The sequence below is a fragment of the Devosia sp. ZW T5_3 genome (assembly GCF_044987315.1).
Classification (GTDB): Bacteria; Pseudomonadota; Alphaproteobacteria; order Rhizobiales; family Devosiaceae; genus Devosia.
Genome location: NZ_JBJDRE010000003.1, coordinates 198,986 through 217,324, shown reverse-complemented (window position 1 = coordinate 217,324; position 18,339 = coordinate 198,986). Strand labels below are relative to the sequence as shown.

18 protein-coding genes and 1 other RNA gene are annotated in these 18,339 nt (G+C 62.4%); 11 read left to right on the top strand and 8 right to left on the bottom strand.

From position 1 onward, the window contains the following. The first annotated feature begins 81 nt into the window (after positions 1 to 81). The gene (locus ACI3KW_RS05220) at positions 82 to 2,241 is read left to right on the top strand and encodes an esterase-like activity of phytase family protein (RefSeq protein WP_404847209.1); all 2,160 of its coding nucleotides are present in this window, start codon (positions 82 to 84) and stop codon (positions 2,239 to 2,241) included. Between the two features lie 188 nt (positions 2,242 to 2,429). Then, complete coding sequence (locus ACI3KW_RS05215; RefSeq protein ID WP_404847208.1) at positions 2,430 to 6,062, top strand: AsmA family protein; 3,633 nt, start codon at positions 2,430 to 2,432, stop codon at positions 6,060 to 6,062. Here the strand turns inward: ACI3KW_RS05215 and ACI3KW_RS05210 are convergent. From ACI3KW_RS05210 to ACI3KW_RS05190, 5 genes are all read right to left on the bottom strand, one after another. Then, complete coding sequence (locus tag ACI3KW_RS05210) at positions 6,043 to 6,270, bottom strand: ribbon-helix-helix domain-containing protein (RefSeq protein ID WP_113121785.1); 228 nt, start codon at positions 6,268 to 6,270, stop codon at positions 6,043 to 6,045. The genes ACI3KW_RS05215 and ACI3KW_RS05210 overlap by 20 nt on opposite strands. Before the next feature lie 13 nt (positions 6,271 to 6,283). Beyond that, positions 6,284 to 6,775 (bottom strand): SspB family protein, encoded by a 492-nt coding sequence (locus ACI3KW_RS05205; RefSeq protein ID WP_404847207.1) that lies wholly within the window; start codon positions 6,773 to 6,775, stop codon positions 6,284 to 6,286. Between the two features lie 112 nt (positions 6,776 to 6,887). Then, positions 6,888 to 7,245, bottom strand: a transfer-messenger RNA (tmRNA) gene (ssrA, locus tag ACI3KW_RS05200). A gap of 61 nt (positions 7,246 to 7,306) precedes the next feature. Continuing rightward, positions 7,307 to 7,546 carry a YdeI/OmpD-associated family protein gene (locus ACI3KW_RS05195; protein ID WP_404847206.1) on the bottom strand — a complete coding sequence of 80 codons (240 nt, stop codon included), beginning with the start codon at positions 7,544 to 7,546 and terminating at the stop codon, positions 7,307 to 7,309. Further along, the gene (locus tag ACI3KW_RS05190) at positions 7,543 to 7,941 is read right to left on the bottom strand and encodes a RidA family protein (protein WP_262166782.1); all 399 of its coding nucleotides are present in this window, start codon (positions 7,939 to 7,941) and stop codon (positions 7,543 to 7,545) included. The genes ACI3KW_RS05195 and ACI3KW_RS05190 overlap by 4 nt, the downstream gene beginning before the upstream one ends. Before the next feature lie 156 nt (positions 7,942 to 8,097). Here ACI3KW_RS05190 and ACI3KW_RS05185 point away from each other — a divergent pair, with 156 nt between their 5' ends. The 8 genes from ACI3KW_RS05185 (at position 8,098) to hflC (ending at position 14,239) form a co-directional block, all read left to right on the top strand. Beyond that, positions 8,098 to 8,682: a DUF1003 domain-containing protein gene (locus ACI3KW_RS05185; RefSeq protein ID WP_404847205.1), complete on the top strand. Its 585-nt coding sequence runs from the start codon at positions 8,098 to 8,100 to the stop codon at positions 8,680 to 8,682. A gap of 9 nt (positions 8,683 to 8,691) precedes the next feature. Next, positions 8,692 to 9,486, top strand: a complete 795-nt coding sequence (locus ACI3KW_RS05180) for a thymidylate synthase (RefSeq protein WP_404847204.1) — start codon at positions 8,692 to 8,694, stop codon at positions 9,484 to 9,486. Next, positions 9,483 to 9,797: a phosphoribosyl-ATP pyrophosphohydrolase gene (locus ACI3KW_RS05175; RefSeq protein WP_404847203.1), complete on the top strand. Its 315-nt coding sequence runs from the start codon at positions 9,483 to 9,485 to the stop codon at positions 9,795 to 9,797. Before ACI3KW_RS05180 ends, ACI3KW_RS05175 begins: the two co-directional genes overlap by 4 nt. 125 nt (positions 9,798 to 9,922) lie before the next feature. Next, positions 9,923 to 10,909 carry a DUF4424 domain-containing protein gene (locus ACI3KW_RS05170; protein ID WP_404847202.1) on the top strand — a complete coding sequence of 329 codons (987 nt, stop codon included), beginning with the start codon at positions 9,923 to 9,925 and terminating at the stop codon, positions 10,907 to 10,909. A 2-nt stretch (positions 10,910 to 10,911) separates the two neighbouring features. Next, positions 10,912 to 11,391: a GNAT family N-acetyltransferase gene (locus tag ACI3KW_RS05165; protein WP_404847201.1), complete on the top strand. Its 480-nt coding sequence runs from the start codon at positions 10,912 to 10,914 to the stop codon at positions 11,389 to 11,391. Beyond that, positions 11,388 to 11,912 carry a dihydrofolate reductase gene (locus tag ACI3KW_RS05160; RefSeq protein ID WP_404847200.1) on the top strand — a complete coding sequence of 175 codons (525 nt, stop codon included), beginning with the start codon at positions 11,388 to 11,390 and terminating at the stop codon, positions 11,910 to 11,912. Before ACI3KW_RS05165 ends, ACI3KW_RS05160 begins: the two co-directional genes overlap by 4 nt. A 62-nt stretch (positions 11,913 to 11,974) precedes the next feature. Then, a complete protein-coding gene (hflK, locus tag ACI3KW_RS05155; protein ID WP_262166791.1) occupies positions 11,975 to 13,102 on the top strand; it encodes an FtsH protease activity modulator HflK in 1,128 nt (375 codons plus the stop codon). Between the two features lie 3 nt (positions 13,103 to 13,105). Continuing rightward, positions 13,106 to 14,239: a protease modulator HflC gene (gene hflC / locus ACI3KW_RS05150; RefSeq protein ID WP_404847199.1), complete on the top strand. Its 1,134-nt coding sequence runs from the start codon at positions 13,106 to 13,108 to the stop codon at positions 14,237 to 14,239. 45 nt (positions 14,240 to 14,284) lie between these two features. Here the strand turns inward: hflC and ACI3KW_RS05145 are convergent, their stop codons facing one another. Further along, entirely contained in the window at positions 14,285 to 14,824 is a 540-nt protein-coding gene (locus tag ACI3KW_RS05145; protein WP_404847198.1) for a GNAT family N-acetyltransferase, read from the bottom strand. Continuing rightward, complete coding sequence (gene serB / locus ACI3KW_RS05140) at positions 14,821 to 15,693, bottom strand: phosphoserine phosphatase SerB (protein WP_404847197.1); 873 nt, start codon at positions 15,691 to 15,693, stop codon at positions 14,821 to 14,823. The genes ACI3KW_RS05145 and serB overlap by 4 nt, the downstream gene beginning before the upstream one ends. Before the next feature lie 27 nt (positions 15,694 to 15,720). Between serB and miaA the strand changes: the two genes are divergently transcribed. Continuing rightward, the gene (miaA, locus tag ACI3KW_RS05135) at positions 15,721 to 16,593 is read left to right on the top strand and encodes a tRNA (adenosine(37)-N6)-dimethylallyltransferase MiaA (protein ID WP_404847196.1); all 873 of its coding nucleotides are present in this window, start codon (positions 15,721 to 15,723) and stop codon (positions 16,591 to 16,593) included. 292 nt (positions 16,594 to 16,885) lie between these two features. On the opposite strand, the gene ACI3KW_RS05130 is transcribed toward miaA, so the two are convergent. Next, positions 16,886 to 18,301: an MATE family efflux transporter gene (locus ACI3KW_RS05130; RefSeq protein ID WP_404847195.1), complete on the bottom strand. Its 1,416-nt coding sequence runs from the start codon at positions 18,299 to 18,301 to the stop codon at positions 16,886 to 16,888. Between the last annotated feature and the right edge of the window lie 38 nt (positions 18,302 to 18,339).

Genomic DNA, 18,339 nt, shown 5'->3' with positions numbered 1-18,339 from the left:
ACAGCACTGTCATGTCCCTGTCATCGAAGTTTTATGCATGCGGCCTAGGGCAGGCCTTGGACTTCAACAGGGGCTTGATCCATGTATTCCACGAAATTTCTTGCCGCACTCACGGCCGCCTTGTTGGCGACGGTGGTTTCGGTCCATGCCGAACAAGTGTTCAATCGTATTGCCAGCTTCCCCGTCGCGCTCAATGCGCCCGACGCCGAGGCGACCTCAGCCGAGATCATCACCGCCAGCGATGACGGCCTGACCCTTATTTACTCGGACAGCCCGGCAGGCGGCATTGGCTTTGTCGATCTGACTGACGCCAAGGCTCCCAAAAACCTCGGTTTCCTGTCGCTCGATGGCGAGCCGACTTCGGTCACCATCATTGGCGACAAGGCCTATGTCGGCGTCAATACGTCGGAGAGCTTCGCTGCGCCTTCCGGCAAGCTGGTCGTTGTCGACATCGCCAGCAAGGCCGTCGATGCCGAATATGATCTGGGCGGTCAGCCGGATTCGGTGGCGCATAATGCCGCCGGCACGTTGATTGCCGTCGCCATCGAGAATGAGCGCGACGAGGAGGTCAATGACGGCGATCTCCCGCAACTGCCGGCTGGCTTTGTGGTGATTTTCGATGTTGCCGCCAAGACCCTCAAGACGGTTGAGCTGACCGGCATTGCCGATGTCGGCGGCGAGGACCCGGAGCCCGAATTCGTCGATTTCAACGACAATGACCAAATCGCTGTCACCCTGCAGGAAAACAACTGGATTGCCATCATCGATGGCAAGACCGGTACGGTCACTGGCGGCTTCTCCGCAGGCGCGGTTTCGGTCGAGAATGTCGATACCAAGAAGGACGGCGCGCTCAATTTCACTGGCAAAACGAGCGATGTGCCGCGCGAACCCGACGCCATCAAGTGGCTGGATGCTGACCGCCTGGTCGTGGCCAATGAGGGCGATTGGAACGGTGGCTCGCGCAGTTTCTCGATTTTCAACCGCGACGGCAGTGTCGTCTATGACTCGGCCAATGCACTCGATCTCGATGCCGCTCGCCTTGGCCATTATCCCGATGCGCGCAACAAGAAGGGCGTTGAGCCCGAAGGTCTGGAAGTCGCGAGTTTTGGCGAGCAGCAATATATCTTCGTGGTCGAAGAGCGCTCCTCGCTCGTCGCGATCTACAAGGATACCGGCGCCGAGCCAGAATATGTGCAGACCATTCCATCGGGCATTTCCCCGGAAGGCATCACTGCCATTCCTGTCCGCAATCTGATCGTGACCGCCAACGAAGTTGACCTGCGCGAAGATGGCGGCATTGGCTCTCATGTCATGGTCTATGAGCTGGCCGAGGGCGAAGCCGCCTATCCCCAGCTGGTTTCGGACAATGACGAGAACGGTCTGCCGTTCGGCTGGGCTGCCATTTCGGGCGCCGTTGGCGATGCTGAAAAGCCCGGCATTCTTTATGCTGTCAGCGACAGCGCGCTGAGCGCCGAGCCGGCTATCTACACGATCGACGCGACGTCCAAGCCGGCCCGCATCATTGCCAAGACGGTGGTGACCCGCGGCGGCCATCCGGCACAGAAGCTTGATCTCGAAGGCATCACGCTGGATGGGGAAGGCGGTTTCTGGCTGGCTTCGGAGGGCGATACGTCCGAGCTCACGCCGCATGCGCTGTTCCATGTGAACGCGGAAGGCGAAATCGAAGCCGAGATCCCGTTTCCGGCCGAATTGCTGGCCAATGAAATCCGTTCGGGTTCGGAAGGCATCACCGCCATTGGCGAGGGTGACGATATGACCCTCTGGATCGCCATTCAGCGCGAATGGAAGGATGATCCCAAGGGTCAGGTCAAGCTTGTCAGCTACAAGCCTTCGACCGAGGAATGGGGCGCCGTTGCCTATCCGCTCGAAACGCCGGCCGAAGGGGCCTGGGTTGGCCTGTCGGAAATCACCGCGCATGGCGACTATGTCTACGTCATCGAGCGCGACAACCAGATTGGCGACAAGGCCCAGCTCAAGGGGCTCTATCGCGTGCCGGTTGCTGACCTCGCCGGTGTCGAATTGGGTGGCGAACTGCCGGTCGTCAGCAAGGAATTGGTCCGCGACTTCATCCCCGACCTCAAGAGCCTCAACGGCTATGTGGTCGACAAGGTGGAGAGCTTTGCCGTGGACGCCGCCGGTGTGGGCTATGTCATCACCGACAATGACGGCGTCGATGACAGCTCGGGCGAGACCTATTTCTGGTCGATCGGCGCGCTTTAGTCTTCGGCGAACGTTTTGCGGCAGCGGCCGGGCCTTGTGCCCGGCCGTTTTGCATGGTCCCTCGCAAAGCCGTGATATTGGGCGCCTTTGGCCCGACAATTTCATAGCGTGAATCAAGGCAATGGCGGGCTTGCTTAGGGGGCGCAAGTGCCTAAACTCTGCGCGCAAACCCGGACCTACGCGTAACCGTGCTGAATCGCATCTATATCATCGTTGGCCTGCTCGCGATTTTCGTGCTCGCCGGGGCATTCATAGCGCCGCGTTTCATCCAATGGGGTGACTATCGCGAGCGTATGGAAGAGCTTGCCGGCGGGGTGCTCGGCGCCAAGGTGATCATCCGGGGCGATATCGAATTCTCGCTGCTGCCGCAGCCGCGGCTGAATTTTACCGATGTGCTGGTGGGATCGGCCGATGAGCCGGCCGCGACGGTCGGCGCGGTCGAAGCCGAATTCTCGCTGATGGATTTTCTGCGCGATCATTACAACGTCACCCGGCTGGTGCTGCGCGAGCCGGTGGTGGATTTCACGATCGACGAAAGCGGCCTGTTTGGCAGCGGATTTGCCCCGAACGGCACGGGAACCGGGGTCGGATTGGCGCAGGCCAGCATTATCGATGCCACCGTTCGGCTGATGGATCGCCGGGCGGGCAAGACCTATGAGGCCAGCGATGTGGACGGCGAGCTCAAGCTTTCGGGTCTTGCCGGGCCGCTACAATTCCAGGGTTCGGGCAGCTATGGCGGCGGGCGCTACACGGCGCGGTTCAATTCGGCGCCCCTCGCCAGCGACGGATCGAGCCGGGTCACGGCGGCGGTCAGGCCGGAATCCGATGCCTTTTCGTTTGCCGTCGAGGGCTTGCTGACGGCGGGCATGGCGCCCAAATTCGACGGGGCGATGACCTATCGCCAGAAGCCGGCGACCGCACAGAATGCCGACGAAATCCACGGCGATCTGGTGCTCGAAAGCCGAATCACGGCCTCGACCGATCGGGTGGTGCTGACGGGCTATACCTTGCGGCCCGACGAGAACCGGGCCGGCACGAGGCTGACCGGCGCAGCCAGCATTCAATTGGGCACGCGGCAGAGTTTTGACGCGGTGATCTCGGGCGGGGTGTTCACGCTGCCGCCGCGCGATGCCAAGGAAGACGCCAATACCCAGCCCTATGAGGCGGTCCGCTTGCTTGCAGAACTGCCCGCGCCGATCATTCCGCCCATTCCCGGCCGGGTCGGAGTAGACTTGGCTGAGATCGGCCTGCGCGGCTTTGCCCTGCGCAATGTGCGAGTCGATGCCAGCACCAATGGGCGGACCTGGCAGATCGAGCAATTCATCGCCGGCTTGCCGGGCGAAACCGAATTGCGGGCCAGCGGCACGCTGAGCGACGAGAACGGCTCGCCGGCATTCCGCGGCCAGGCCTCGCTCGACAGTACCAGGCTCGATGGCCTCGCTGCGCTATGGCGCAAGCCACTGGAGAGCAATCCGCTGTTCAACCAGCCAGGCCGGCTGGGCGGGCGCATCATGCTGGGCGGCGACGCGTTTGGTTTGACCGATGGGCGGTTGACGCTGGATGGCCATACCCATGCGGTGGAATTGCGCCTGGGCTTTGGTGGAGAAAAGCGGCTCGACGTGGTGGGCCATTTCGATGATCTTGGCGCCAGCGGCAGCACACTAGTCGGCGCGCTGCTGCCCGATATAGGCGCCAGCCCTACCTTCGGCATCAGCTTCCCTACGGGCAGCTTCGCACTCAGCGGGAAAAGCGCTCTGCTGTTTGGGCTGGATGGCTCCGGCCTTGTCGCAGAGGGTATGTGGACCGCCGGCGGGATCGAGTTCACGCGACTTGCTGCCGATGATCTGGGCGGTGTCGGCTTCGATGCTGCGGGCCAATTTACCGGCACGCTGGCCGCGCCGCAGTTGGTGGGCAAGGGCAATATCAAAGTCAGCGCGGGCGATGCGCCGGCGCTCCTGGCGCTTTACGATGGGCTGAAGACGCCGACGGACTGGCGCAATTTCCTAGCGTTGTCCTTGCCCGGCGACATTGCCTTTGATCTTGGCGCGCCGGCGGGCGAGAACGGGCAAACACTCACGCTGGATGGCACGCTTGGCGCCGCCAATCTCGATGCGCGCCTGCAGCTCGGTGGCGGCTTGGCAGCGGTTTTCACCGCGCCATTGCGGGTTACAGCGACGCTGGAATCCACCGACACTGCCGGTCTGACGCGCCAGATCGGCCTGGGCGAAGCCGACCTGTTTGCGGGGCAGGGTTCCATGCTAGTGGCCATTGGCCTTGAAGGCACGCCCGCCAATAGTCTCAATGGCAGCATTACCACTAGCCTCGGCAGCGAGAGTGTTGGTTTTGCTGGCAATCTGGTGTTCGGGGCCAATGCCGAATTGCAGGGCACGGGCCAACTCAATGTCGATTTGGCCGATGCTGGCGGGCTGGCTGAGATCGCCGGTGGCCGCGATCTCAGCCTGCCCATGGCCAAGGGCACGGCCGACCTGCATTTCGAAGGCGAGCGGCTGGCGCGGCTGACCAATGTGCAGGGCACGTCCGGCGCAACCGGCTTTACCGGCGAGCTCTCCCTGTCCCGCACCAATAATGCGGCGGCAGTGGCGGGCAATTTTGCCATTGATGAGATTTCCATCGAGGGCCTGTCCACCGCGGTCTTTGGCCCTGCCGCGCTCGTTCCGGGCGATAGCGTATGGCCGGAAGGACCGATCGCATCCGGCGATGCGCCGCGCCAGACGCGGGGTTCCGTCAGCATTACCGCGCCAGTGGTCTCGGCGGGCGGCGTGGCGCGGATGAACGATGCCAGTTTTGAATTGAGCTGGGACGAGACCCGCCTGCGCCTCGCCCGGTTCGAAGCGGGGCTGGGCGGCGGCAAGGCGACGCTCGATCTGTCGGTATGCTGTGCCGGCGCTTTGCTCGACAAGACCGTTAGCGGCCGGCTCACTCTGGCCGGTGTGCCGGTCAATGCCATCGCGTCGCCCACCATGGCGGCGATGGTGGGCGGGACCGTCGAGGGCGGTGTGCGCTTTGAAGGAACCGGCGCGAGCCTGGCTTCGGTGTTTGGCGCCATGACCGGCGAAGGCAATTTTACACTGACCGACCTGGCGGTGAACCAGCTCGATCCCCGCGTGTTCAATGCCGCATCAGGGCTTGATGACGCCCTCAATATGGACCCCGATGCAATGGCCAGCGTCATCGGCGTGGCCCTGCAGCAGGGGCCGTTTACTGCAGGGCAGGCAACCGGCGCCTTCACCATGGCAGGTGGGGTGGCGCGGCTGGCCAATTTCATCGTGGAAGGGCAGGGCGGGCGGCTGGCCGGCAACATCAATGTGCAGCTTGCGACGCTTGGCCTTGAGGGCGGGTTTGCGCTGACTCCGCTGGGGCTCGATGATGCCAATGGGCTTATCTCGGCCGACACGGCGCGGATCGGCACCCAGCTATCGGGTACTGTGCTGGCGCCGGTGTCGACGCTCGATCTGGATACGCTGATCGCGGCCATTCAGGTGCGCGCCAATGAACTTGAGGTCGAGCGTCTCGAAGTCCTGCGTGCCGAGGATGCGGAGCGGCAGCGGGCGGCGGCCGAGGAGCGCAATAGGCTGATCGAGGAACAGCGCCAGCGCGCCGCGGCGGAAGCGGCTCGTCAGGCTGAGGAGGAAGCCGCGCGGCAGGCGGCAGAAGAGGCGCGGCGGCTTGAACTGGAGCAATTGCAGCAGCAAACCCAGCCTCAACCAGCGCCATCCCCGCCACAGGTACAGAATCCACTTGATCTGGGCCTGCCGACAGCGCCGCCGGTCAACCGGCCCCTTACTCTGCCGCTGAACTAGCGGCCGCGCGGTCCTGATACCATTTGAGCACGGCCAATCGTGCCGCCGAGGACAAGTTTGTCGTCTGGCGGGTTTCGTCGATGGATTTGATGAGACCGGCCATGGTCTGGCCGCGGCTGGCGGCGAGTTCGCCTAGCGCCGCCCAGAATTCGGGCTCGAGTGCAATGCTGGTGCGATGGCCGGCAATGGAGAGCGAGCGCTTTTCCATGCCCCGGACGGCGTTACGGCTTTTTTCGGAAGGCGTCGAGGCTCACGACCTTTTCGCCGGGCTTCTCGTCGTCGCCGGCGGCAGTTGGGCCGGCCGCGTGCTCAAGGGCGTCGTCGGCATTGTCTTCCTGGCCATCATCCCGGGCTGCTGTGGCCGGATCGAATTGCAGGCCGAACTGCACGGAAGGGTCGAAAAAGCCTTTGACTGCCGAGAAGGGAATGACCAGCGTTTCGGGGATGCCGTCGAAGGACAGGCCGACTTCGAAGCCGGTCTCGTTGACCTTGAGGTCCCAATACTGGTTCTGGATGACGATGGTCATTTCCTTGTCGTACTGGCCGAGCAATTTCTCGCTCAGGCGTACGCCAGGGGCGCGGGTGACGAAGGAAATGAAGAAGTGGTGGTCACCGGGCAGGCCGGTTTTGGCAACTTCGGCCAGAACCTTGCGCACGACGCCGCGCAGGGCTTCCTGGGCGAGAATGTCGTATCGCATGTGATCTTCGGCCATAATTACCCTTCTTGCGCCTTGGGGAGCGAATCCCGAATGGCCCATATCAGCCTCACGTTCCATGAGAATTCAAGGATAAAGGCGTCACGCTTAGGCGATTGGGGCTATGTTAGGTGCAGGCTTCTGTTGCCAGGTGCCTGCGGACCCCGCCTGTCGCCCGGCTAGGAGCGGAGGACTTAATTTCCCAATGCTAGCACTGCTTACGCAGCGAGAGCGACTGGAGCCTTATGGTTGTCATTTGCAACTATAAGTTTTGGACCGATAACGGTGGTACCTCACCGAGCAAAAGCACACCCTTTACGCCCTCGTCGATCCTGTTTCGCCCCCATTGGCTGGCCCTTTGGCGGGCTAGATGGTGGAGGCGCCGGGTACTGCCCCCGGGTCCGAAAGGTTTATTACGATGACAGTTTATCGCCATAGCTCTTGCGAGCAATTCCTATATAGGCACACCGGGGCGGGGATGCAATCGTTCACCGACAGGGCGAATTGGTTAGCGGACTGTTAGCATCGACGCGCGTATCGGCTAACACTTCACCCGTTCCACTGCATCCCCATATAGAGGCCGCCGGATTCCAGCTCGTCGAGCATCTGCGCCAGGTGCTTCTGCCTGGTTTTTTCAGTTTTGACCTTGTTGATCCAGAGCAGGTAGTCGTTGCGCTGATAGGGTGGGCGCGCATCATATTTTTCGCGCAGGCCACGTTCATCGAGCGCGGCACTGACGAAGTCGGGCATGGTCTCGCGCGGACGCAGGGGGCGAAGCCGGGGGCTCATTTGAGGACCGCCTGAGCCTCGATCTCGATCAGGACATCCGGGTTGGCGAGGGCGGCGACGCGGAAGCCGGTGACGGTGGGCGGGTTGCTCCTCTGGCCCCAGACTTTCATCCATTCGCCGAAGGCGGCGTTGAGGTCGATATCCTGCTGCATGATGATGGTGACCTTGACCAGGTCTTCCAGACCCGCGCCGGCGGCGTCGAGCACCTTTTGCAGATTGGCCAGCGCCTGGGCAGTCTGCTTGACGACATCGCCCTTGCCGACGATCTGGCCATTGGCATCGACGCCGTTCTGGCCACCGATCAACAGGATCCGGGCATTCGCCGGCAGGATAATGCCCTGCGAGAAAACCGGGCTCTTGTACATGCCTTCGGGATTAATGTGTTGCACACTCATGTTGGCTCTCCTTCGTTTCGGTTTATCATTGGGGCAATGCGCTGACACCCGATGTCAGCAGGACATGTGGTATTCTACTACCGAGCTTCCGCGATGCAGTGCGGCACAGCCCAGCAAATCGGTATAGGCTGGTCAAGCACAGCACGAGAGCCAGCCATGACCGACACATCAACCGAAAAACTCATTCATGCCGCCGAACGGTTTCTGGGCAAGGGCGAGCAGACGCTGACCAAACGCGAAAGACAGGTGCTGGAACAGGCGCTGGGCAAGCGGGCGCTGTCGCAGGATACCAGCGCGGTGTTCGACGAGAAATCGACCTTCGGCCAGCGGCTGGCCGATGGGGTGGCATCCTTTGGCGGTTCGTGGACCTTCCTGATCATTTTCGGCGTGGTGCTGCTGAGCTGGGTGCTGGGCAATCTGCTGCTGCGCGGGGAGGCGCCTGACCCCTATCCCTTCATCTTCCTTAATCTGCTGCTATCCATGTTGGCGGCGGTGCAGGCGCCGGTGATCATGATGAGCCAGAACCGGCAGGCAGCCAAGGACCGGCTGGTGACCAGCCACGATTACGAATGCAACCTCAAAGCCGAAATCGAAATCATGGCGCTGCATGACAAGGTCGACCAGATGCGCAATGACGATCTGCGCTCATTGCTGGCCAAGCAGCAGGAGCAGATCGACCTGCTGACGCGGCTGGTGGAGAGCCGCGTTGCAGTTGCGGCGGGCCAAAGCGAATCGAAGTAGGATGTTGGCATGCAGCCCTATCTGAAACTTCTCTCCGATATTCTTGAACACGGCACGGACAAGTCCGACCGGACTGGTACCGGCACGCGCAGCCTGTTTGGCTATCAGATGCGGTTCGATCTGGCGCAGGGTTTTCCGCTGCTGACCACCAAGCAGTTGCATCGCAAATCGATCATTTATGAGCTGCTGTGGTTCATTCGCGGCGAGACCAATGTGCGCTGGTTGCAGGAGCGCGGCGTGAGGATCTGGGATGAGTGGGCCGATGAAAACGGCGATCTCGGGCCGGTCTATGGTTCGCAATGGCGCAGCTGGCCGGCGCCGGATGGGCGCAAGATCGACCAGATCGCCAATGTGATCCACTCGATCAAGACCAAGCCGGATTCCCGCCGCCACATCGTTTCGGCCTGGAACCCGGCCGAGGTGGATGAGATGGCGCTGCCGCCATGCCATTGCCTGTTCCAGTTCTATGTGGCGAACGGCAAGCTGAGCTGCCAGCTCTACCAGCGGTCGGCCGACACGTTCCTGGGCGTGCCGTTCAACATCGCGTCCTATGCTTTGTTCACCCATATGATGGCGCAGGTGACGGGGCTCGAAGTGGGCGATTTCGTGCATAGTTTTGGCGACGTGCACCTTTATTCCAACCATTTCGAGCAGGCCAGACTGCAGCTGAGCCGCGAGCCACGGCCGCTGCCGGTGCTCAAGATCAACCCGGATGTGAAGCGGTTGGAAGACTTCGTGTTCGAGGATTTCGAATTCGTTGGCTATGATCCCCATCCGAACATCAAAGCACCGATAGCCGTATGAGCCGGAGCCTGAGCGAACTCGGCGAATTGGCGGCGCGTGTTTCGGACATCTATGCCGAGCGCAATGGAATTATCCGGGATCAGGACTGGTACATCCTCAAGCTGCAGGAGGAGCTGGGCGAACTCACCGCCGAGCATCTCAAGGCCAGTGGGCGCGGGCGGCTCAAGGGCGCCACACAAAATATCGTGCAGCAAGCCAAGGAAGATGAAGCGGCAGACGTCCTAGCTATGCTGCTGCTGTTTGCGCGCCAGAATAGCATTGATCTCGATGCTGCCTTGGAGCGCAAATGGTTCAGTCATCTGCCTGACTAGCATCGTCAGCTACGTATAGCGCTGCTGTTCATCCGGTGGCAGAGAATCTGAGCAAGGGGCTAACCCCTTACGTAATTTGTGTTTTTGGAGTTTGAGACATGAGGGTGTTCTCGGGATTGGTTTGTATGCTCGCTGCCGCGGTGGCGATGCCGGCGCAGGCGAATGATACGGCGGCGCAATTGGTCACGGGCGGGCTGGAATTCGTCATCAATGACGACATCAAGATGCTGAGCGAAGAGCTGTTCATCTCGCGCGAGGAAATCCGCGTCGTCTATGAATTCCAGAACAATACCGACACAGACCAGAAGGTGCTGGTGGCGTTCCCCATGCCCGATATCGAGCCGGATTGGTGGTCGCCGACCGCGTTTCCCGATGGGCCGAACGATAATCTCTTCCACTTCCAGACCACGTTTAACGGCCAACCGGTCAAGGCTGAGCTGCATGAATATGCCATCGCGGCTGGCGTCGATCGCGCGGACTATTTGCGCGAAAAGGGCATTTCGCTGGTGTCGTTTGCGCAATCGACCAACGAAGCAACCAGCGCGCTGGATGACGCGACGAAGGCCGAAATGCTGCATTTGGGCATGTTCGTGCCCGATATGTATGACGAGAGCGAGGGCGCCGAAAAAAGCTATTATCCGATGTGGACCTACCGGGCGACCTATACCTGGGAGGCCAATTTCCCGGCCGGGCAGACCGTCAAGGTCGAGCATCGCTACAAGCCCAGCGTGGGCGGCACGACGGGCGTCAGCTTCCTGAGCGAGCCCTATGAGGGGTTCGACCCGGCCGCTGAATACCGGACGCGCTATTGCACGGATGAGAGCTTCATCAATGCCGTGCGCAAGACGGTCAAGAGCGGGGACGATCCCTGGGCGGCGCCGTTCTACGAGAGCTGGATTTCCTACATTCTGACGACGGGCGGCAATTGGGGCGGCGGGTACATCCCCAAATTCCGGCTGGTGGTCGACAAGGGCGACGAAGCCAATCTGGTGTCGTTCTGCGGCGAGGGCATCAAGAAGACCGGGCCGACCACGTTTGAAATGGTGGCGACCGATTTCTACCCGGAAAAGGAACTCGATATCCTTATCCTGCAGCGGCATGAGGATTTCTGAGGGTGAGCCTGGTCATTCGCCCGGCTCTTGCAGCTGATGCCGCAACCATTGTCGGTTTCGTGCGGGCGCTGGCAGCTTATGAAAAGCTCGAGCATGAAGTGCGGGCCAATGAGGCCGATATTGTGCGCGACCTGTTCGGTGCCGATCCCAAAGTGTTCTGCGAGATCGCCGAATGGCAGGGCGAGCCGGTCGGGTTTGCGCTGTGGTTTTATACTTATTCCACTTTCCAGGGGCGGCACGGCATCTGGCTCGAGGATCTGTTCGTCGATCCGTCGTTGCGCGGCAAGGGGATCGGCAAGGCCCTGCTGGTCAACCTGGCGCAGCGCTGCGTAGCCGAAGGGCTGGGACGCTTTGAATGGTGGGTGCTCGACTGGAACGAGCCGAGCATCGATTTCTATAAAGCGCAGGGCGGGGTGATGCAGGACGAGTGGACCAAGGTGCGGGTCGATGGCGACGCGCTGGTCCGGCTGGGGGCGCTATGAGCATCAAGATTGCCATGATTGCGGGGGTCGCCGAGAATGGCGTGATCGGCAGCGAGCAGACCATTCCCTGGCGCATCCCGTCCGACTTCGCCTTTTTCAAGCGCATGACCATGGGCAAGCCCATGATCATGGGGCGCAAGCAATATGAGACCGTGGGCAAGCCCTTGCCCGGCCGCACCAATATCGTGGTGACCCGGCAGGCGGGCTACCAGCCGGAGGGCGTGCTGGTGGTCTCCAGCGTGGATGCCGCGTTGGAAAAAGCGCGCGAAATTGCGGAAAAAGACGGTGTTGACGAGATCATGATCATCGGCGGCGGTGATATTTATGCCCAGCTTATGGGCGTGGCCGACCGGCTTTATATCAGCCATATCGCGCTTTCACCGGAAGGCGACATCCGGTTTCCCGCAATAAACCCCGCAGAATGGGCGATTGTGGATGAGCCGGCGGTGACCCCGATGGAAAAGGACCAGGCCAGCTACCGCGTCAAAGTGTACGAGCGACATAAGGCCGGCGTGCATTGATCGGGTGGCGCGCTTGCCTATATATGTCCACGACGAAACAACATATCCCTGAAAGGATTGCGATGCCGTGGGAGAGTAACGGAGGCGGGGGTGGCCGCAATAATAATGGCGGCCCCTGGGGGCAAGCGCCCGGTGGCGGCGGCAGTGGTGGTCCACGCCGGCCAGGGGGTGGCAATACGCCCAACCTCGAAGATATTCTCAACCGCGGCCGTGACCAGTTCCGTGGCGGTGTACCCGGCGGACGCTGGGCGCTGATTGGCGGCGTGCTCGCCGTTCTGGCATTCTGGGGGCTGAATTCGATCTATACGGTCGATCCGCAGGAAGTGGGCGTCGAGCTGCGCTTTGGCCGGCCCAAGCCCGAATTGTCCATGCCGGGCCTGCATTTCCACCTGTGGCCGATCGAGACTGTCGAGCGCGTTACGGTGACCGAGAACCAGACCACGATCGGTGCCGCAACCGCGTCCGGTTCGCGCGCCAATTCCAATGGCGGCAGCGGGCTGATGCTGTCGGGCGACCAGAACATCGTCAATGTGCAGTTCTCGGCGCTGTGGTCGGTGAGCGATCCGGTGGCTTATCTGTTCAATGTGCGTGACCCCGAAGAAATGGTCCGCAATGCCGCTGAAAGCGCGATGCGCGAAGTGGCAGGCCGCCGTCCGGCCCAGGACATCTATAGCGATGACCGCCGTGGTATCGAGCTGGAAGTGCAGCAGATCACCCAGTCGATCCTCGACAGCTACCAGCTGGGCGTGCGCATCGGGCAGGTGCTGATCGAAAATGCCGGTCCGCCGGCCGAAGTCATCGACGCCTTCAACGAAGTGCAGCGGGCCCGCCAGGACGAAACGCGCCTGCAGGAAGAAGCCCGTTCTTACGCCAATACCCTGTTGGGTGATGCGCGTGGCCGTGCTGCGGCTCTGCGCGAAGATGCGGCTGCGTACAGCAACCGCGTGGTGCAGGAAGCAACCGGTGAGGCGCAGCGCTTCAACGCGATCTATGCCGAATATGTCAATGCGCCGGAAGTGACCCGCAAGCGCCTGTTCCTCGAGACCATGGAAGAAGTGTATAGCGGCTCCGAAAAGGTGCTGATCGAGAACGGGGCCAATGGGCAGGGCGTCGTGCCCTATCTGCCATTGCCTGAACTGCGCCCAGGCGCCAGAACGACCACGCCGCCGGCGACCGGGACGGGGAACTAAGCCATGAGCAATCGTCTGATTATCCTTGGCGTTGCCATTCTCGCCGCCCTCTATGTCGTGTTCTCCTCGATCTACATCGTGAACGAGCGCGAACAGGCCATCGTCATGCGCTTTGGCCAGATCACTGATATCCGCACCGAACCGGGGCTCTATTTCAAGATCCCGACCGATATCGTGGATACGGTGCAGATCATCGAAAACCGGCTATTGCGCTATGACATCGCCAATATGACGGTGCAGGTTTCGGGTAACGCCTTCTACCAGGTCGATGCCTTTCTGACCTATCGCATCTCCGATCCGCGGCTGTTCCGTGAACGTGCCTTGGGCCAGCTTTCGGTGGCCGAAGACCGTATCGGGACGCGTTTCGACTCGGCTTTGCGCCAGGTCTATGGTCTGCGCGAATTCAATGCGGCCCTGTCCGAACAGCGCCCGCAGATGATGCGGGAAGCACGTGACCTGATCCGTCCGGACATGGCGGAACTGGGCATTGAAGTGGTCGACGTTCGCATTCTGCGCACCGATCTCGATCAGGATGTTTCGGCCACCACATTCGAGCGTATGCGCGCCGAGCGTCTGGCGGAAGCGGCCCTGTTGCGAGCCCGTGGCCAGGAGCAGGCACAGAGCCTGCGCGCTATCGCGGACCGTCAGGCCGTCGAAATCGTGGCAGCGGCCACTCGTGACGCGGAAATCATCCGTGGTACGGGCGATGCCGAGCGGAACCGGCTGTTTGCCGCGGCCTATGGGCAGGATGAGGAATTCTTTGAATTCTTCCGCTCGATGCAGTCCTACCGCACCGCGCTGACTGGTACCGGGACCACCATGGTGTTGTCGCCCGATAGCGAGTTCTTCCGCTATTTCGGCTCCAATGGGGAAATCCCGGCGGCCAATCCCAATCTGGCGCCGCCGCTGCCGGTCGCGCCGGTGCCCGAAACGCCGGCGACCAGCAATGAGCCGGCCCTGGACGGGCTGGGCATCGAGGATAGCGTGGCGCCGACCATGACGCTGGAGGACGGCTCGCAGTTGGCCCCCACGGTCGGCACGGAAGCCCCGCCGGCCGTCGAGGTGGAACCGGCTCCGGTCGATACCACACCGACCCAGACAACGACGCCGCCGGCCAATCCGCCGGCAAGTCCCTAAAAATAACTGGCGCCCTAGGGCGCCGGTTTTGTTTTTGGGCAAGGTTTAAGTGTTGGGATTGGCAATCCGGTAGAGCACATGCGGGCGCAGGGGATGGCCCTCGGCAATCCGGGGGTGTTCGAAATCGGCGCGCGGGTCGCGGACGAGGCCGAGTTTTTGCATCACGCGCTGGCTGGGCAGGTTCACCCGGGCGGTGAAGGCTGCGACTTCGGGGGCGCGCAGCTGCGTGAAGGCGTGATCGAGCGCGGCGCGGGCGGCTTCGGGGGCGTAGCCCTGGCCCCAATAATCCTTGCCGAGGACCCAACCGATTTCGAGTTTGGGTTCGGTGGGGATGGGGAAATTGATGTCGGCTGTGCCGGTCAGGCCGAGCATGGCGCCATCCGACTTGCGCTCTACCGCCAGAAAGTGGGCGGTGCCATTGGCGAGCCCGGCGATCATTTTGTCGATCCACGCATCGGCCTCGGCGCGGCTGCGGGTGGCGGGGTAGAACCGCATGACGTGGGGATCGCCAACGATCGCGGCGAAGGCCTCGCGGTCAGTGTCGCGCCATTCGCGCAGCAGCAGTCGCGGGGTTTCCAGTTTCATCGCACGATGTCTTCTTCGCCATAGCCTTGCAGATAGAGCAGGGCGGTGAGGTCGCCGTGGTCGATGCGGATGCCGGCTTCGGCGGCTACGGCGGGCTTGGCGTGGAGCGCGACGCCGAAGCCGGCGACGCGGATCATATCGAGATCGTTGGCGCCGTCGCCCACGGCGACGGTGGCGCTGAGCGGCAGGTTGCGCTCGGCGGCGAGGGCGGTGAGGCGCTCGCGCTTGGTTGATTTGTCGACGATGGGCTTTTGCACCGTGCCGGTCAGGACGTCGCCGTCGAAGAGCAGGACGTTGGCGATGGCCTCGTCGAAGCCGATGCGCTTGGCGAAATAGTCGGCGAAGAAGGTGAAGCCACCCGAGACGAGCGAGGTATAGGCGCCATAGGCCTTCATGGTCTGGATCAGGGCGCGGCCGCCGGGGGCCAGCGTGATCTGTTCGCGGCGCACTTCCTCGATGACTTTGCGTTCCAGGCCCTTGAGCAGGGCGACGCGGGTATCCAGTGCCTGAGCGAAATCGAGTTCGCCGCGCATGGCGCGGTCGGTGATCTCGGCGACCTGCTGCTTGATGCCAAGCGCGGCGGCCAGTTCGTCAATGCATTCCTGCTCGATCATGGTGGAATCCATGTCGGCGACGAGGATCGGCTTGCGGCGGCCTTCGGTGTCCACCAAAGCGGCATCGACCTTCCGGGCGCCGATGACTTCGCGGGCAATGGCCAGCGCATCGGTTGACTTCGGCTCGATGATCTCGCAGGCAATGGCGTGATTGAGCCAATTGAGCTCGCCGCCGATCTGTTTGACGACGGCCGCGGCCAGAGCCGGGTCGAGTTCGGAATCGGCGGGATTGGCGATGAGGCAGAGGACCGGCATGGTAGGCAACACTTTCTGGGGGGCAGCGTGACGGGCCGCAGGCGCGCCGTTCTGATAGCGGGTCCGACTGCCAGCGGCAAGTCGGCGCTGGCGCTCGCCATGGCGGAGCAGGAGGGCGGCGTTATCGTCAATACCGACGCCATGCAGGTCTATGACACGGTGCGGGTGGTTACGGCGCGGCCGAGCGTGGCAGAGGAGGCGCGGGCCGACCATCGACTTTATGGGACGGTGCCCGCTTCTTCGCGTTTTTCTACCGGGCAATGGCTGAGCGCGGCAAAGGCGGTGATTGAGGCGAGTGAGGGGCCGCTGTTTTTCGTTGGCGGAACGGGGCTTTACTTCGATGCTCTGCAAAACGGATTCGCGGATGTACCGGAGATTTCGGCTGACATTGCGCTTGAAGTTCAACAAGAGATTCAAGCGCTGGATGGCGCGCAGCGGCTGGCGCTATTGCAGCGGGAAGATCCGGTCACGGCGGGCAGGCTCAAGGTGGCCGATCCGCAGCGATTGATCCGGGCTCTGGCGGTGAAGCGGGCGACGGGGCGGACATTGTCGAGCTTTCAGGATGAGCCGCAGGCTGGGTTGCTTGGTGACTTTGCCGTGGAGCGCATGGTGCTCGATCCGGATCGGGATGTGTTGCGCGGGCGGATTGCCACGCGTTTTGCCGCTATGTTCGAGAGTGGCGCGGTGGCCGAGGTCGAGGCGCTGCGGGCGCGGAAGCTCGATCCCAGCCTGCCGGTGATGAAGGCGATCGGGGTGCCGGAAATCAGTGCGTGGCTGGATGGGGCGATGGGGGAGGGCGAGGCGATCCGGTTGGCGACGATTGCGACCCAGCAATATGCCAAGCGGCAGCGGACCTGGTTTCGCAACCGGATGGGGGATTGGCCGCGGCGGGTGGTTTGAGGATAGGGGCTCTCCATCACCCCACCCTCGGTCCCTCCCCATCGAGGGGAGGGAGGCGCAGGAACTGAGGGCTCAGGGCTCTATCGTCTCCCTCCCCCTTGAGGGGAGGGGTCAAGGGTGGGGGTGTCGGAACTCGAGCGGGCGCCGAGTTCGTTCAATCAAACCATAATGTCATTCCGGCGGAGGCCGGAATCCATGTCCGCATCTTCCCACGGTGTGGGTGGATGATCTTCAGCATGGATCCCGGCCTGCGCCGGGATGACACCGTGTTCTTGAGTGGTGCAGAAGCAACTTATGACGCGCGGGACACCAGGCCGATGCGTTCGCGGAGGGCGAAGCGGGTTACGAGGACCAGGGCGACGAAGGCCAGGCCTGCGGCGAGGCCGGTCCAGATGCCGATGCCGCGCCAGTTGAGGGTGAAGCCCAGGATGTAGGCGACGGGCAGGCCAAGGGCCCAATAGCCGATAAAGGCCAGAACCATGGGGATTTTGGTGTCGCTAAGGCCGCGCAGCGCGTGGGCGGCCACGACCTGAGCGCCGTCGACCAGTTGGAACACGCCGGCGACCATGAGGAAGCTGGCGGCCAGCGCCAGCGCATTGGCATTTTCGGCATGGCTGGGATCGAGGAACAGGCGGACGATGAAGGGCGCCAGCGTGAGAAACACGATGCAGGACAGCGCCATGAAGCCGGTGCCCAGGGCGAAAGCCGTCCAGCCGGCGCGGTGGATGCCCTTTGGATCGTTGCGGCCATAGGCAAGGCCCACGCGCACGGTGGCGGCGGTGCCCAGGCCCAAGGGGACCATGAAGGCCATGCTGGCGCATTGCAGCGCAATAGCATGGGCGGCCACTTCGTCGGTGCCCAATTGGCCCATCAACAGGGCGGCGGCGGTGAACAGGCCAACCTCGGAGAGCAGCGTCAGCCCGATGGGGGTACCGATGCGGAAAATCTCGGCGAACCGCGACCAGTCCGGTTTCCAGAAGCGGACCAGCAGATGAAAACGGCGGAAGCGGCGGTGCCGCAGGACATAGGCGGCGAGTGCGGCGAACATCAGCACATTGGTGAGTAGCGTCGCCAGGGCCGCGCCGCGAAGTTCGAGCCGCGGAAAGCCGAAATTGCCGAAGATCAGCGCATAATTGAGCAAGGCGTTGCAGACGACGCCACCGACCGTGACCAGCAGGATGATGCGGGTGCTGGCAAAGGCCGAGAGCAGCGAGCGGAAGGCGACAAGCCCCAGAGCGGGAAACAGCATCCACACGGCGACATGGATATATTGTTCGGCCATGATGGAAAGGCCCGCATCCTGGCCCAGCAGGGCAAAGATGGGCCGGATCTGCCAAAGAATCGGTATGAGGCAGACCGCCAGAACAATGGCGGCCCAGCAGCCTTGCCGCACGATGCGGCGCACTGCCTTGATGTCGCGTGCGCCGCGCGCCTGGGCGACCAGGGGCGCCACGGCGCCGACAATGCCGGTGCTGCCGACGAGGAATGGCATGAGGAAGGTGGTCGCCAGCGTGCCCGCCGCGAGATAGCGCGGCCCGAGCCAGCCGAGCATGATGACGTCGGTCATGGTCAGTGCCGTCGCGGCCAATTGCGCGATAACCAGCGGCCAGGCCAGCGTGAACGTGGCCTTCAGTTCATCCCACCAGCCCGAATCGGCCGGAGCGGCATTGGCGGCCGCGCCGGGCGCCGCCGTGATGTGCTCGTTCATTTGATATCGTCCCAATCGCCAGCCAGCATTAGACGAAG

Coding starts and splice junctions, on each gene's coding strand:
- ACI3KW_RS05220 (WP_404847209.1), top strand. CDS start 82: ATGTATTCCACGAAATTTCTTGCCGCACTCACGGCCGCCTTGTTGGCG.
- ACI3KW_RS05210 (WP_113121785.1), bottom strand. CDS start 6,270: ATGGAAAAGCGCTCGCTCTCCATTGCCGGCCATCGCACCAGCATTGCA.
- ACI3KW_RS05205 (WP_404847207.1), bottom strand. CDS start 6,775: ATGGCCGAAGATCACATGCGATACGACATTCTCGCCCAGGAAGCCCTG.
- ACI3KW_RS05195 (WP_404847206.1), bottom strand. CDS start 7,546: ATGAGCCCCCGGCTTCGCCCCCTGCGTCCGCGCGAGACCATGCCCGAC.
- ACI3KW_RS05190 (WP_262166782.1), bottom strand. CDS start 7,941: ATGAGTGTGCAACACATTAATCCCGAAGGCATGTACAAGAGCCCGGTT.
- ACI3KW_RS05185 (WP_404847205.1), top strand. CDS start 8,098: ATGACCGACACATCAACCGAAAAACTCATTCATGCCGCCGAACGGTTT.
- ACI3KW_RS05180 (WP_404847204.1), top strand. CDS start 8,692: ATGCAGCCCTATCTGAAACTTCTCTCCGATATTCTTGAACACGGCACG.
- ACI3KW_RS05175 (WP_404847203.1), top strand. CDS start 9,483: ATGAGCCGGAGCCTGAGCGAACTCGGCGAATTGGCGGCGCGTGTTTCG.
- ACI3KW_RS05170 (WP_404847202.1), top strand. CDS start 9,923: ATGCTCGCTGCCGCGGTGGCGATGCCGGCGCAGGCGAATGATACGGCG.
- ACI3KW_RS05160 (WP_404847200.1), top strand. CDS start 11,388: ATGAGCATCAAGATTGCCATGATTGCGGGGGTCGCCGAGAATGGCGTG.
- hflK (WP_262166791.1), top strand. CDS start 11,975: ATGCCGTGGGAGAGTAACGGAGGCGGGGGTGGCCGCAATAATAATGGC.
- hflC (WP_404847199.1), top strand. CDS start 13,106: ATGAGCAATCGTCTGATTATCCTTGGCGTTGCCATTCTCGCCGCCCTC.
- ACI3KW_RS05145 (WP_404847198.1), bottom strand. CDS start 14,824: ATGAAACTGGAAACCCCGCGACTGCTGCTGCGCGAATGGCGCGACACT.
- serB (WP_404847197.1), bottom strand. CDS start 15,693: ATGCCGGTCCTCTGCCTCATCGCCAATCCCGCCGATTCCGAACTCGAC.
- ACI3KW_RS05130 (WP_404847195.1), bottom strand. CDS start 18,301: ATGAACGAGCACATCACGGCGGCGCCCGGCGCGGCCGCCAATGCCGCT.